We start from the raw sequence: 13,733 nt of genomic DNA, 5'->3' as shown, positions 1-13,733 counted from the left end.
GCGGCTCGGTGCATCAAATTTGCCGCGGGGAATCCCTCTCGGCTGCCTGCCGCACGAACTCCGCGGTCAGCCGGGCGAGCTGCGCCGGGTGGGTCCGGGGCGACCAGTGCCCCGCATCGAGCTGTTCCCGGCGCAGATTCGGCACCCGGTGGCCCGTGTCCTCGTATCCGACAGGCCGCACCGCCCGGTCACGGCGGGCGAGCACGAGTTGGACGGGTACCTCGGTGACGCGCTCACGCGGCGAGACCAGCCGACGACGGATGTTGGCGCGGTACAGCATCAGGCCGTGCACCATGTCGTCGCCGAGGGTGGGCGCCGGGGAGATCACGGACGGATCGGCGTGGTCGAACAGGCCGACGAACCGCGCCCAGTTCGGAGCGAGCACCCACCGCAACACCGGGATCGGCACGCCGGGAATCTGGAACAACACCGTGTACGCGGACGCGACGGCCTGCGCGAGCGGACCCGCGAATCGGCCCGAGCGCAGGCTCCTGCGCATCCACAGACCCAGGTGATCCAGGTTCGGACCGGACACCGACGTGTACGAGGCGATGCGGCCGGCCGCGCCGGGCTCGCACACCGCTTCCCAGCAGATCACCGCACCCCAATCGTGACCGAGCAGGTGCACCGGCTCGCCGGCACCGACCGCGTCGACGACCGCGAACAGATCCCGTGCCAGTTCCTCGAGCCGGTAGTCCCGCACCCGCGCCGGGACACTGGACGACCCGGCACCACGGTTGTCGTAGCGCACGACGCGGAATTCACCGGTGAGCAGCGGCACGACGCGGTCCCACAGGGCGTGCGTGTCGGGCCACCCGTGCACGAGCACGATCGTCGGGCCGTGGGGATTCCCCTCGACGACGACCTCCAGCCGGATCGAGTCGCGGGTAACGGAGATGGTGGACACGAACCCTCCCGAGTGGCATGAGCGACGAAAACTATTGGAAAACAACAATTTCCGAATACCGATGCACCCCGGAGCGCACTTCGAACCGAGGGCGAAGTTAACGTAACACGAGGTTATATATAAATCTACGGGTTCACCCGTAGGTGTCCCGCGGCCCCCGGCCCCGGATGTGCCGCTCGCCCTTGCGCCAGCTCGGCGCCGTCGGACCGGTGATCCGCAGTTCCTTGACCACCCCATGCCCGACCGCCGCAGCGATCTTCGCGAGAATCTGCGACTGCATCATCCTCAACTGCGTCGCCCACGCCGTCGACTCCGCCGACACGTGCAGCACGCCCTCGCGCAACGTGGTCGGCGACGCGTGCGCGGCGATGTCCTCGCCGACCACACGAGCCCAGCTGCCGAGCACCGTGCCCTCCGACACGCGCCCGGACCATCCGCGCTGCTTGGACAGGGAGTTCACGAGCGCACCGAACGGCTGCGGATCGCGCTCGTCGGGACCGGGACCGGACCACCCGCGGCGCCGGCGACGCGGCCGCAGCGAGCCCCGCGACGCGCGCCCCTGCCCGACGGACTTGCCGCTGGCCTTCGCCGCCGCTCGAGCCTCCTCGAGAGCGCGGCGTGCAAGATCGATGCCGCGCAACGGTTCCTGTGGATCGTCCTGTGGATGATGTGGAGAAGCGTGTCCGATTTCGTCGCTCACGGCCGCACCTCCTCGACCTCGGTTCGGGTCAGCACCGACAGCCGCCCCCGATCGGTGTCCTCGGCACGCACCGAGAACCGGACCCCCGCCAGCTCCGGCGGCACGTCCTCCGGAACCGCCGCGGTGATCAGTACCTGCTCGGCCGACTCCGCGACCGCCGCGAGCGCGGTGCGCCGTCGTCGATCCAGCTCCGCAAACACGTCGTCCAGCATGAGCACCGGATCGGTGCCGTCGGACCGCAGCAGCTCGAACGCCCCGAGCCGCAGCGACAGCGCATACGACCACGATTCCCCGTGGCTGGCATAGCCTTTCGCCGGCTGATCCCCCAGGATCAACTCGAGTTCGTCGCGGTGCGGGCCCACCAGGCAGACGCCCCGTTCGATCTCCCGGGTCCGGGCGGCCGCCAGCGCCGCGACGAACGCCGTCTCGATCGTCTCGCGGTCGCCGGGTTCGGGACGGCGCGCCGGATCGGCGAACTCCGGGGACAGGGCATCGCCGAGGCTGCTGCGGTACCGCAGCAGCGCCGGACGCGACTCCGGCGCGATCGACCGGTACGCCGCGACCACGTGCGGCGCGAGATCGTGCAGCAGCGCGATGCGCGCGGCGAGCAGCTCGGCGCCGTGCGACGCCAAGTGCCCGTCCCACACGTCCAGGGTTGCCAGCGCCCCGGCGCCGTCCGCCGAACGTGCACCCCGGCGCAGGGCACCACCGGCGGTCTTCAGGAGTGCCGACCGCTGCCGCAGTACCTTGTCGTAGTCCGCCCGGACGCCACCCAGCCTGGGGATACGGGTGGTGAGCAGCTCGTCGAGGAAGCGCCTGCGCTCCGCCGGATCGCCGCGGACCAGCGACAGGTCCTCGGGGGCGAACAGCACGGTCCGCAGAATTCCCAGGATCTCCCGGGGTCGCCGCGTCGGCGACTGGTTGATCCGGGCACGGTTGCTCTTGCCGTCGTTGATCTCCACGTCCAGTGCCAGTTCGCGGCCCGCATTGACGACGTGCGCGCTCACCAGCGCCCGCGACGTGCCGGCACGCAACAACGGTGCGTCGCCGGAGACGCGGTGCGAGGTCAGCGTCGAGAGGTATCCCAGCGCCTCGAGCAGGTTGGTCTTCCCGTGGCCGTTGCGGCCGAGCAGCACCGTCGGACCCGGAGCCAGGTCCACCGAGACGGCGTCCCAGGATCGGAAGTCGCGCAGTGAGAAGGTGCGAACATACACGGGCCGCTCACCTCGTCCGTGCCGGTCAGCCCGGCAGACGCACAGGCATCAACAGGTAGGTGTAGTCGCTCTCCGGAGCCGCGAAGGTGCCCGACGCATCCGGCTCCGGCTCCTCGTCGAGCGCCGGGCGCAACACGGCCGGTCGGCTCGACGTGGTGAAGCCGAACGACACCCTCCCGGTGTGGAGAGAGCCGAGTCCGTCGAGCAGGTAGCCGGGGTTGAACGCGATCACGAGCGGCTCGCCGTAGAACTCGGCGGGCAGCGATTCCTCGGCCCGGCCGGCATCGTCGCCGCCGGCCGAGAGCAGCAGCCCGCCGTCGGCGAACTCGAGTCGCACCTGCGCACCGCGCTCGGCGACCAGCGCGACGCGCTTGATGGCGTCGACGAGCGGCGCGATCTCGACAGTCGCCATCGCGGTGTGCTCGGTCGGCAACAGTTGGCGGAACTTGGGGAATTCGGCGTCGAGCAGGCGCGTGGTGGTGCGACGGCCGTCGGCGACGATGCCCAGAAGCCCGTCCGCACCGACCGCAGAACCACTGCCGAGCGCGAGCTGCACAGGCGAATTACCGGAACCACCAACAGTTTTCGCCGCCTCGGAGAGCGTCTTTGCGGGGACCAGCACGGCGGAGCTGGTGGATTCCGTGGTGGGCATCCACTCGACCTTGCGCACCGCGAGACGGAACCGGTCCGTGGCCGCGAGGACCATGTCGGTGCCGTCGATCTCGACGCGGATGCCGGTGAGCATCGGGAGCGTGTCGTCCTTGCCGGCCGCGACCGCGACCTGACTGATCGCTTCGGAGAACACGTCGACAGGCAGCGAACCGGTCTGCTGCGGCAGCTCCGGCAGCTGCGGGTAGTCCTCGACGGGCATCGTCGGCAGCGAGAACTTCGCGCTGCCGCAGTTGATGAGCACGCGGGTGCCGTCGAGCACCACGTCGACGGGCTTGTTCGGCAGGGCTCGGGTGATGTCCGCCAGCAGCTTGCCCGACACCAGCACCTGGCCCGGGGTGATCACCTCGGCCGAGACGTGCACCTGGGCGGAGACCTCGTAGTCGAAGCCGGAAACGGTCAGACCCTGCTCGTCGGCCGCCAGCAGCACGCCACCGAGTACCGGGACCGGAGGACGCGACGGGAGGCTGCGTGCCACCCAAGCGACAGAGTCGGCGAAGTCCTCGCGAGCAACACGAAACTTCATGGTTCCAAGCTCCATCTGCCGGTGGATCCTCTCGTCCGAGCTGACGTGCTCCAGCGCACGTCGGGGGGTGACAAGTCCTAAGAAGTCTGACACAGGGCCCCGACACCGGGACGCGGCATCGGAGACCGTCGCTTCACGTTATGCCTTCGGCTGCGGGTTGGAAAGCCGAGGGCTCGAGCGAGCGGGTGCTCTCGAGAGGCCTGTGGACTCGAGTGCTCCACACCCCTGTTTTCAAAGAGATTTTCTTGGAAGAGAATCAAAAACAGTAATAGGGGGTGTGGAAACTGTGGACGAACGACCGTCTACGCTGGTGAAGCGCGGTCCGACGGGGTGGATTACTCGAGGATGAACTCGAGGACTACTCGAGGATGAATGTGGACATCTCGAGACTATCCACGTTCGGTGCACCGTTCGTCCACAGAGATTCCACGTTCTGCACATGCTAGTCCACAGGTGTGAGCACATTTTGGAATCTCGAGATTCGGGATGCCCCACAGCTGTGCAGAGCCTGTGCACGAACTGTGGACAAAAGGAACGGGTCCGGACTCGAGAGCCCGGACCCGTGCGGTGTGTGTTGCGTCTGTCAGCGCTTGGACCGCTGCTTGATGCGTGCCGTGAGCTCCTGCACCTGGTCGTAGACCTTGCGGCGCTCGGTCATCTCCTTGCGAATCTTCTTGTCCGCGTACATGACTGTGGTGTGGTCGCGGCCGAATGTCTGCCCGATCTTCGGCAGCGACAGGTCTGTCAGCTCCCGGCACAGATACATGGCGATCTGTCGTGCCTGCGCCAGCGGCCGGGCTTTGCCGGGGCCGCACAGGTCGTCGATCGAGGTACCGAAGTACTCCGCGGTCACGGCCATGATCGTCGCCGAATTGATCTCGAGTGCCGTGGAGTCCGGGATGAGATCGCGCAGCACCACCTCGGCGAGCGTGAGATCCAGCGGCTGCCGGTTCAGCGACGCGAACGCCGTGACGCGGATCAGCGCACCCTCGAGTTCGCGGATGTTCCGTTCGATCCGGCTGGCGATCAGCTCGAGCACGTCGTGCGGGACGTCCAGCCGGTCCATCCGGGCCTTCTTGCTGAGAATCGCGATGCGGGTCTCGAGTTCCGGCGGCTGCACGTCGGTGATCAGACCCCACTCGAACCGGGTACGCAGGCGCTCCTCGAGCGTCGCGAGCTGCTTCGGCGGCCGATCCGACGACACGACGATCTGCTTGTTCGCGTTGTGCAGGGTGTTGAAGGTGTGGAAGAACTCCTCCTGGATACCTTCCTTACCCTCGATGAACTGGATGTCGTCGACCAGCAGGATGTCCGTCTCGCGGTAGCGCTTCTTGAACGCCACCTTGCGGTCGTCGCGGAGACTGTTGATGAAGTCGTTCGTGAACTCTTCGGTGGAGACGTACTTGACCCGCATGCCGGGGAACAGGCGCTGCGCGTAGTGGCCGGCGGCGTGCAGCAGATGGGTCTTGCCCAGGCCCGATGCACCCCAGATGAACAGGGGGTTGTAGGCGCGGGCGGGTGCCTCCGCGATCGCGACCGCCGCGGCGTGTGCGAACCGGTTCGACGCGCCGATGACGAACGTGTCGAAGGTGTACTTGGCGTTGAGGCTGCTGCTGCCGCCCGACGGCGCCGGTGCGCTGGGGGCGGGCGGCTGCGTGAAGTACGACGGCCACGATTCGCGGACGGCCGTGATGGCCTCCCGATCGTCGTCGACCTCCTCGAGTTCGCCGGCCTCCACCTCGAGCACCTCGTGGTCGAGGGAGGACAGGCGACGGTGCCGGAAGGGCGGGACCATGTCGCGGGGGCTGGGTTTGCGGGTGCGCGGCTCGGCCGGCCGGGATTCGAGCGGCAACCCTTCCAGCGGAAGCGTGTCGCGCGGGACCGCGTACGGGTCCTCACTGGGGTTGGTGGTGTCCTCGGTGGCCTCGATGCGCACACCGAGGCCCTCCACCCGGTGCCCCAGATTGCGGTTGAGCGAGCGCAGGATCGGCTCACGCAGATCGCGCTCGATGGCCTCCTGCGCGAACGACGAGGGGACCGACAGCAGGGCGAACCCCTGCGCCAGCGTCAACGGCTTGACCAGCGCAAGCCATGCCTTCTGACCCTTGGTCAGCGCACCGCCGTCGGCAGTGAGTTCGGCGACGACGTCCGACCACACATCGGCCAGCGCGTTCGGCTCGTCGGTCACGTAGATGTCCTCCACTGTCCCTCGGTTCGAGTTTCCACACAATTATCCACAGGTGTGGACAAGCAATGGTGCCACGCCCTGCTGCGGTGCGCGGAGGGTGCAGGGCGCGGATGAACGATCTGTTCGGGTGAACCTGCGGGTCCGATGTGGCACGTGGTCGGCGCCTACGAGCGGCGGCGCTCGATGCACCACCGTGCAGAGCCCGGGATAGTCGGTCCGTTCAGGGTCGTTCTCGGGTGCAGACCGCGACCGGTGGCCGGGCACATCGCCGGTGGCCCGGCAGCGACCACGTCTGGTGATGCGCGTGAACATGCGTCCCCTGCAAAGCCATGATGGGGAGCCTACACCGCACGTGACCGCCATCACATGCATTGCGTGACATGGGGAACCGCGGTCCGGCGGCGTGTCGGGTTGCGTCCGCCGACGTTGCGCGGTTTGATTTCGCGCCCCGCTCCGAGTAGCCTCGAACAGTCACTCATACGGCAGTGACGGATCCGTGCTGCGTTGCTCTACAGCCGCGTTCGGTACGGGTCATGCGATTTCCGTAAATGTTAGACCGCTGACGCCCGCAAGCGTCACAGAACTTCGAGGAGTGTCGACCGTGGCCAAGGGCAAGCGGACGTTCCAGCCGAACAATCGCCGCCGCGCGCGCGTTCACGGCTTCCGTCTCCGGATGCGCACCCGTGCGGGTCGCGCGATCGTGTCGGCGCGTCGCCGTAAGGGCCGCTCCGAGCTCACCGCCTGATCCCGGTAACGGGAGCTCGGGGTGCTGCCTGAGCCGCACCGCCTGCGTCGTCGCGCGGACTTCTCCGAGACAGTCCGCCACGGCCGCCGGCAAGGACGGCGCGATCTCGTCGTACATGCGATCGAGAGGGATAGGTCCGAGTTCGTGGTGAACAACGACGGCCCTCGTTTCGGGCTGGTCGTGAGCAAGGCTGTCGGGCCGGCGGTGATTCGACATCGAGTCGCCCGCCGGCTTCGTCATATCTGCGCCGGAATCGTGAACGACCTTCCGTCCGACGCGGACATCGTCCTGCGCGCCCTTCCCGGAGCGGCCACCGCGACCTCCCGGGATCTCGACCGGCAGGTCCGTTCGGGTCTCACCAAGCTCGGCCTGTTCCACGCCTCGGGGCACTCGGCATGACCGCTGCCTGGTCCAGGATCCGATCGGCGCCGGCCCGGGCGTTGATCTTCTGCATCGAGCTGTACCGCACATACGTGTCGCCGACGCGGATGCCGACCTGCCGATTCACCCCGACATGCAGCGAATACGCGGTCGAGGCGTTGCGCACGCGCGGTGTCGTCGTCGGATCTTCTCTGGCGATCGTGCGCCTGCTCAAGTGTGCGCCCTGGCACCCTGGTGGGTGGGATCCGGTGCCCGTTCGTCGGCCCCGCTCGCCCGACCGAGTTCTCGACGGGCGAGCGAAGACCTGAGACCGACGCCGTGGGTGGCGATCATGGACGACAAGAGGAGTACATAGAGCCGTGCTCGACTTCATCTACTATCCCGTGTCCTGGATCCTGTGGGTCTGGCACAAAGTTTTCGCCGCGATCCCCTTCCTCGGTCCCGACAGCGGCGTCACCTGGGCCCTGTCCGTGGTGTTCCTCGTGTTCACGCTCCGGGCGATCCTGTACAAGCCGTTCGTCAAGCAGGTCCGCACGACACGGCAGATGCAGGAACTGCAGCCGCAGATCAAAGCGCTGCAGAAGAAGTACTCCAACGATCGCCAGCGGCAGGCGCTCGAGATGCAGAAGCTCCAGAAGGAGCACGGCTTCAATCCGTTGATGGGTTGCCTGCCGGTCCTGCTGCAGGTACCGGTGTTCATCGGCCTGTTCCACGTGCTGCGCTCCTTCAACCGCACGGGTACCGGCATGGGGCAGCTCGGTCTGGACCCGGTGACCAACGCGCAGATCGGTAACTACGCGTTCAGCCCGGAGGACGTGCAGTCCTTCCTGAGTGCTCGCCTGTTCGGAGCGCCCATCTCGGCGTGGATCACCCAGCCGATGGCCTCGCTCGAAGCGTTCGCACCGTTCGGTGGCATCCCCACCCGGTGGGAGATCGCCGCGGTCGCGATTCCGCTCATGGTCATCGCCGGCATCGCGACGCACTTCAACTCCCGCGCGTCGGTCGCGCGGCAGAGCGAGCAGGCCGCCGCGAACCCGCAGGCCGCGATCATGAACAAGCTCGCGCTGTACGTCTTCCCGCTCGGCGTGCTCGTCGGTGGCCCGTTCCTCCCGATCGCCATCCTCATCTACTGGGTGAGCAACAACATCTGGACCTACGGCCAGCAGCACCTCGTCTTCCGCAAGATCGACCAGGAGGAAGCGGAGAAGAAGGCGGCTGTTGTCGCGCGTCGCAACGAGAATGCCCCGAAGCCGGGCGCTCGGCCGGATCGTACGAAGAAGAAGGGCGCGGCCCCTACGACTCCGGATGACTCTGCGACTCCGGGCAGCTCCGCGACCCCCGACTCTGCGAGCGACGAGAAGGAAGTATCGCTCGAGAAGCCCCCTGCAAGCGACGAGCCGGCGAAGCCCTCGGGTGGTTCCGGGTCCACGACGCCGAAGAACCAGGGCGGTTCCAAGAACTCCAAGCGCAAGCGGCGCTGACCGAAGTAGAAGAGGGCGAACCATGGCCAGTGACCTGGACAAGGCACAGGAGGACATCGACGTGACGGCCGAATCCGCGGAGCTCGACGCGGACCTCGACACCGAGGACGACGACTACCTGGTCGAGGAAGGCGAGATCGCCGGCGACTATCTCGAGCAGCTTCTCGACGTGCTCGACTTCGACGGTGACATCGACCTGGATGTCGAGGGTGATCGCGCGGTTGTGAGCATCGACGGCGGCGCCGACCTGACGAAGCTCGTCGGCCGTCAGGGAGAGGTGCTCGATGCGCTGCAGGAACTGACCCGGCTGGCGGTGCAGCAGGCCACCGGTGAACGCAGCAAGTTGATGCTCGACATCGCCGGTTGGCGCGCGGGGAAGCGTGCGGAGCTGACCGAGCTCGGCACGGCCGCGGCGCAGCGCGTGCTGGAGTCCGGTGAGCGTGAGTCGCTCGCGCCGATGACGCCGTTCGAACGCAAGATCGTGCACGATGCCGTGGCCAAGGTCGCGGGTGTGTCCAGCGAGAGCGAGGGCGCCGAGCCGCAGCGTCGCGTCGTCGTCATCAAGGACTGAGTGCCACCGGGATCGGTGACTACGAGCGGAGGGGTACCGACGGTCACGTCGGACCCCTCCGTTCGTGTGTCAACCCCGGTGGTCGGGACCACTGGTTGTAGGGAGAGGATGTTTCACGTGGAACATGACGAGGAACGCGTCCTCGAGGTCGCGCATCAGGTGTTCGGCGAGCGGTTCGCTCTCGCGCAGGAATATCATCGGTCACTGTCGACCGACGGGGTCGAGCGGGGGCTCATCGGGCCCCGTGAAGTCCCGCGCCTGTGGGACCGGCACCTGCTCAACTGTGCGGTGCTCGGTGAGCTCATCGAGAAGGACGAGAGCGTCGTCGACGTCGGTAGCGGTGCCGGTCTCCCCGGTATCCCGCTCGCGATCGCGCGGCCGGATCTCCACGTCACGCTCGTCGAACCGCTGCTGCGCCGCTCCGTCTATCTCGCCGAGTTCGTCGAAACACACGGACTCGAGAACGTTCTGGTGGTGCGTGGACGCGCTGAACAGCCCGGCGTTCTGCAGGAGGCGGGCGGTGCGGATGTCGTCACCTCGCGTGCTGTCGCACCCCTCGCGAAACTCGCCAAGTGGTCGCTGCCCCTGATCCGGGAGGGCGGCCGGATGCTCGCGCTCAAGGGCAGCTCCGCTGCCGAGGAACTCGAACGTGACCGCGAGGAGCTCGAACGACTCGGTGCCGGCGGTCTCGAGGTGCTCGAGTGCGGTGTCGGATTGCTCGAAGTGCCCACCATTGTGGTGAAGGCCGAACGAATGGCGCGCCCGCCGCGACGGCGCAAGAAGCGGTAGCGCGCACGTTCCACGTGAAACATCGGCCCCTCCCCTCCCCCACCCGGGAAGTGGAGGGGCCTCTTCGTGCCCGGTGTCCCCGGTCCCCGGCTCGAGGTTCTGCCGGCCCGGCGAACTCCTCGAGCATCTCGAGCTCGAGTGATTCTCTCGAGATCTTCCGGTGCGTGACGTCGGGAAGTCGCAACCGCGGAAAAAATCAATGTGGCGGCCGGTACCCACGGGGTCGGTTGCATTTCGTCACTGTGACATCTACTGAAGTCCCCCGGGGACGGGAAGGCACATTCTTCTATCGAAATCTTTGAAAGACAATAGATTTGGATAGAAAGACGACGAAAGTCGGCTCCGTGGAACTGTTTCCGATCAGCGAAACTCCTCCCGCGGCGGTTTCACGTGAAACGTCGTCGCTGCTGGGGCGGTGACCTCCCCGACGATCCATGTTTCACGTGAAACATGGATCCGGGTCCCCATGTGTTTCACGTGAAACCGGAAACGTCGGCGATGTCACCGTGTCCCCATAGAATGCGGGATGGAATACTGAACGAAAAGAGGACGATGCGACAACGGTGGTCGGCAGGCCTCGGGCGTCGCATCGAGATGCTCGATCTCACGCCTCAGCCAACGTCAACGCCGACCGTCCCGGGTGCGGGTCGACGATAAAGGAGCGTTCAATGTCGGGTGGATCCGAGTCCGCTGTTTCACGTGAAACCGAAGCCATCGACGACGATTTTTTCCCGGTGCCGTTCGACGGAATCTCCGCCGCGGACACTCCGATCGGGGCCGCAGCCCATCGTGCGAGCCAGATCCTCCACCCGAGCGCAGCAACCTCCCTGCCGAGACCGTCCGAACGTCGGATCATCACCGTCGCGAATCAGAAGGGTGGCGTCGGCAAGACCACGACGACGGTGAATCTTGCCGCCGCCCTCGCGGTGCAGGGTCTGACCGTGCTCGTCGTGGATCTCGATCCGCAGGGAAACGCGAGTACCGCGCTCGGGGTGCCGCACTACTCCGGTGTCGCGTCGAGTTACGAGGTTCTGCTCGGTGAGGTGAAAGCGGCCGACGCGGTCCAGCAGAGCCCGCACAGCGAGCGGTTGTTCTGCATTCCCGCGACGATCGATCTCGCAGGCGCGGAGATCGAACTGGTGTCGATGGTCGCCCGGGAGAACCGGCTCAAGAACGCACTGACGGTCGCCGCTCTCGGCGATCGCGACTACGACTACATCATCATCGACTGCCCGCCGTCGTTGGGCCTACTCACCGTTAACGCGCTCGTCGCGGCGAAAGAGGTGCTCATTCCCATCCAGTGCGAGTACTACGCGCTCGAGGGTGTCGGTCAGTTGCTTCGCAACATCGAACTCGTGCAGTCACACCTGAACCCGGAGTTGCACGTCTCGACCGTGCTGCTGACCATGTACGACGGGCGCACCAAACTCGCGGACCAGGTGGCGGCCGAAGTGCGCTCCCACTTCGGGGACGCGGTCCTGCGGTCCGTCATTCCTCGCAGCGTGAAGGTTTCCGAAGCTCCCGGGTACGGAATGACCGTTCTCGACTACGATCCAGGTTCGCGCGGTGCGATGAGCTACCTCGACGCAGGGCGTGAACTGGCGGCGCGGGGTCACCACAAGAATCAGGGGAACGAATGAGCGCGACACGCAAGGGTGGTCTCGGGCGGGGTCTGGCAGCGCTCATCCCGACCGGACCGGTCGAAGCACCTCCGGCGCCCGCGACGGCTCCCGCCGGAACCCGGACCGCGACGGCACCGGCCGCACCCGCTGCGCCGGCTCCCTCGGGGACCGCGCCGATCAAGAACACGACGTCCGGTAAGTCGGTCACGCCCCGTAAGGCGGGCGGGATGTCCGGCATGACGATTCCGCCGACCGGCCTCGGCTCCGCCGCCGCCGACGTGATCATCGGCGACGGCACATCCCCGGCTGCCCCGGCCCCGGCTGCCACGGATCAGCCCCTCCCCTCCCCCACCGGTGCGGTGTACGTCGAGGTGCCGATCGACCGGATCGAAGCCAACCCGAAGCAGCCGCGTCAGGTGTTCGACGAGGAAGCACTCGCGGAGCTGGTGCACTCGATCCGCGAGTTCGGGCTCATGCAGCCCATCGTGGTGCGCCGTCTGGAGGGCGACCGCTTCCAGCTCGTCATGGGCGAGCGGCGTTGGCGGGCCTGCCAGGAGGTCGGCCTGGAGACGGTCCCGGCGATCGTCCGAGACACCGACGACGACGCGCTGCTGCGCGACGCGCTGCTCGAGAACATCCACCGTGTCCAGCTCAACCCGCTCGAGGAAGCCGCCGCGTATCAGCAGCTGCTCGAAGAGTTCGAGGTGACCCACGAGGAGCTCGCGACACGCATCGGACGGTCGCGGCCGGTCGTGACCAACATGATCCGGCTCCTCAAGCTCCCGGTTGCGGTGCAGCGCCGGGTCGCCGCCGGAGTCCTGTCCGCCGGGCACGCGCGGGCTCTGTTGTCCCTCGATGCCGGTGCCGACGCTCAGGAGGTGCTGGCCGCGCGCATCGTCGCGGAGGGCATGTCGGTGCGGGCCACCGAGGAAGCGGTGATGCTCGCGAACCGCGGCGGCGGTCCCGCGGCCACGCCGGTGCAGCGTCGGAAGCCGATCCAGATGCCCGGTCTGCAGGACGTCGCGGAGCGGCTGTCCAGTTCCTTCGACACCCGCGTCACCGTGAGCCTCGGCAAACGCAAAGGCAAGATCGTCGTCGAGTTCGGATCGGTCGACGATCTGCAGCGGATCGTGACGATGATGGAGTCCCAGGTCGATCCTTCTTGACGGGCCGCCGATGCAGGACGACAGTCGTGAATACGGACGTGGAGGCGAAGTAGACCGGTGTCGACTCGAGTCACATCACTCACGCTGAGTGGAATCGACCAGTTGCCCGCGCATGCGCGGCGCTGCGTGTTCTGGGAGATGGATCCGGGGGCCGTCCGCGGTGCGCGCGACTACTGCGATCCGGAGTTCGAGAAGGAGGCATGGCTGTCCATGGTCATGCTGCAGTGGGGTTCGTGCGCTCAGCTCGCGACGGTCGACGACAAGCCGGCCGGGTGCGCGTTCTACGCTCCGCCCAACATGGTTCCACGCGCCCAGCTGTTCCCGACCTCACCGGTCAGCGCCGACGCCATCCTGCTGACGAGCATGCGGATCGAACCGCATGCCGACGACCTCGATCTGGGTACCGGGTTGATCCGCGCGGTCGTCGACGATCTGGTCCGGCGCAACGTGCGTGCGCTCGAGGCGTTCGGGATCCGTGCCATCGACGAGGCCGGGCAGAGCACCGGGGTGCCGTCGGCGACGGCGGCACTCGACTGCTCCCCCGTCGAGTGCATGATCTCCGCGGAGTTCCTCGAAGACATGGGGTTCGAGGTGATCGCCCCGCATCCGCGCTTCCCCCGACTGCGCCTGGAACTGGATCGAGATCACGGGTGGAAGGAAGAGGTCGAGGCCGCTCTCGACCGGCTCATCGAGGCCGCGTCGATCACGATCGCGGAACTCGACGGCAGCCGCACCCCGGTCGGGGCACGCTGACAGGGCACGCGCTGTTTCACG

General features: G+C 67.0%; 14 protein-coding genes. 9 read left to right on the top strand and 5 right to left on the bottom strand.

Going from position 1 to position 13,733, the window contains the following annotated elements; genetic code table 11:
- Positions 1-13: 13 nt before the first annotated feature.
- The 5 genes from RZ1_RS02375 to dnaA form a co-directional block, all read right to left on the bottom strand.
- Positions 14-907, bottom strand: a complete 894-nt coding sequence (locus RZ1_RS02375; protein ID WP_072808917.1) for an alpha/beta fold hydrolase — start codon at positions 905-907, stop codon at positions 14-16.
- A 133-nt stretch (positions 908-1,040) separates the two neighbouring features.
- Positions 1,041-1,595 carry a DUF721 family protein gene (locus tag RZ1_RS02370; RefSeq protein WP_138999038.1) on the bottom strand — a complete coding sequence of 185 codons (555 nt, stop codon included), beginning with the start codon at positions 1,593-1,595 and terminating at the stop codon, positions 1,041-1,043.
- Positions 1,596-1,603: 8 nt separating this feature from the next.
- Entirely contained in the window at positions 1,604-2,821 is a 1,218-nt protein-coding gene (recF, locus tag RZ1_RS02365; RefSeq protein WP_072808914.1) for a DNA replication/repair protein RecF, read from the bottom strand.
- 25 nt (positions 2,822-2,846) lie between these two features.
- Positions 2,847-4,031, bottom strand: a complete 1,185-nt coding sequence (gene dnaN / locus RZ1_RS02360; RefSeq protein ID WP_072808913.1) for a DNA polymerase III subunit beta — start codon at positions 4,029-4,031, stop codon at positions 2,847-2,849.
- A gap of 568 nt (positions 4,032-4,599) precedes the next feature.
- Positions 4,600-6,204 carry a chromosomal replication initiator protein DnaA gene (dnaA, locus tag RZ1_RS02355; RefSeq protein ID WP_072809133.1) on the bottom strand — a complete coding sequence of 535 codons (1,605 nt, stop codon included), beginning with the start codon at positions 6,202-6,204 and terminating at the stop codon, positions 4,600-4,602.
- A gap of 601 nt (positions 6,205-6,805) precedes the next feature.
- On the opposite strand from dnaA, the gene rpmH reads away from it, so the two are divergent.
- The 9 genes from rpmH (at position 6,806) to RZ1_RS02310 (ending at position 13,712) form a co-directional block, all read left to right on the top strand.
- Complete coding sequence (gene rpmH, locus RZ1_RS02350; RefSeq protein ID WP_071932098.1) at positions 6,806-6,949, top strand: 50S ribosomal protein L34; 144 nt, start codon at positions 6,806-6,808, stop codon at positions 6,947-6,949.
- Between the two features lie 21 nt (positions 6,950-6,970).
- Positions 6,971-7,348 carry a ribonuclease P protein component gene (rnpA, locus tag RZ1_RS02345; protein WP_072808912.1) on the top strand — a complete coding sequence of 126 codons (378 nt, stop codon included), beginning with the start codon at positions 6,971-6,973 and terminating at the stop codon, positions 7,346-7,348.
- The gene (gene yidD, locus RZ1_RS02340; protein ID WP_072808911.1) at positions 7,345-7,638 is read left to right on the top strand and encodes a membrane protein insertion efficiency factor YidD; all 294 of its coding nucleotides are present in this window, start codon (positions 7,345-7,347) and stop codon (positions 7,636-7,638) included. The genes rnpA and yidD overlap by 4 nt, the downstream gene beginning before the upstream one ends.
- 51 nt (positions 7,639-7,689) lie before the next feature.
- Complete coding sequence (gene yidC, locus RZ1_RS02335; RefSeq protein WP_072808910.1) at positions 7,690-8,811, top strand: membrane protein insertase YidC; 1,122 nt, start codon at positions 7,690-7,692, stop codon at positions 8,809-8,811.
- Positions 8,812-8,833: 22 nt separating this feature from the next.
- Positions 8,834-9,382 carry a Jag family protein gene (locus RZ1_RS02330; protein ID WP_072808908.1) on the top strand — a complete coding sequence of 183 codons (549 nt, stop codon included), beginning with the start codon at positions 8,834-8,836 and terminating at the stop codon, positions 9,380-9,382.
- A gap of 108 nt (positions 9,383-9,490) precedes the next feature.
- A complete protein-coding gene (gene rsmG / locus RZ1_RS02325) occupies positions 9,491-10,171 on the top strand; it encodes a 16S rRNA (guanine(527)-N(7))-methyltransferase RsmG (RefSeq protein WP_072808906.1) in 681 nt (226 codons plus the stop codon).
- Positions 10,172-10,839: 668 nt separating this feature from the next.
- Positions 10,840-11,811: a ParA family protein gene (locus RZ1_RS02320; RefSeq protein ID WP_072808904.1), complete on the top strand. Its 972-nt coding sequence runs from the start codon at positions 10,840-10,842 to the stop codon at positions 11,809-11,811.
- Positions 11,808-12,959, top strand: a complete 1,152-nt coding sequence (locus RZ1_RS02315) for a ParB/RepB/Spo0J family partition protein (protein ID WP_072808902.1) — start codon at positions 11,808-11,810, stop codon at positions 12,957-12,959. The genes RZ1_RS02320 and RZ1_RS02315 overlap by 4 nt, the downstream gene beginning before the upstream one ends.
- A gap of 57 nt (positions 12,960-13,016) precedes the next feature.
- The gene (locus RZ1_RS02310; RefSeq protein ID WP_072808900.1) at positions 13,017-13,712 is read left to right on the top strand and encodes a hypothetical protein; all 696 of its coding nucleotides are present in this window, start codon (positions 13,017-13,019) and stop codon (positions 13,710-13,712) included.
- The last annotated feature ends 21 nt before the right edge of the window (positions 13,713-13,733 follow it).

Origin of the sequence: Rhodococcus zopfii NBRC 100606 = JCM 9919 (assembly GCF_001895025.1) — a bacterium.
GTDB classification, from domain to species: domain Bacteria; phylum Actinomycetota; class Actinomycetes; order Mycobacteriales; family Mycobacteriaceae; genus Rhodococcus; species Rhodococcus zopfii.
This window is presented reverse-complemented; position numbering and strand designations above follow the sequence as displayed.

Excerpts from the sequence above, each read along its gene's own strand:
- yidD (WP_072808911.1), top strand. The coding sequence starts at position 7,345 with ATGACCGCTGCCTGGTCCAGGATCCGATCGGCGCCGGCCCGGGCGTTG.
- RZ1_RS02320 (WP_072808904.1), top strand. The coding sequence starts at position 10,840 with ATGTCGGGTGGATCCGAGTCCGCTGTTTCACGTGAAACCGAAGCCATC.
- dnaN (WP_072808913.1), bottom strand. The coding sequence starts at position 4,031 with ATGGAGCTTGGAACCATGAAGTTTCGTGTTGCTCGCGAGGACTTCGCC.
- RZ1_RS02330 (WP_072808908.1), top strand. The coding sequence starts at position 8,834 with ATGGCCAGTGACCTGGACAAGGCACAGGAGGACATCGACGTGACGGCC.
- RZ1_RS02315 (WP_072808902.1), top strand. The coding sequence starts at position 11,808 with ATGAGCGCGACACGCAAGGGTGGTCTCGGGCGGGGTCTGGCAGCGCTC.
- rsmG (WP_072808906.1), top strand. The coding sequence starts at position 9,491 with ATGTTTCACGTGGAACATGACGAGGAACGCGTCCTCGAGGTCGCGCAT.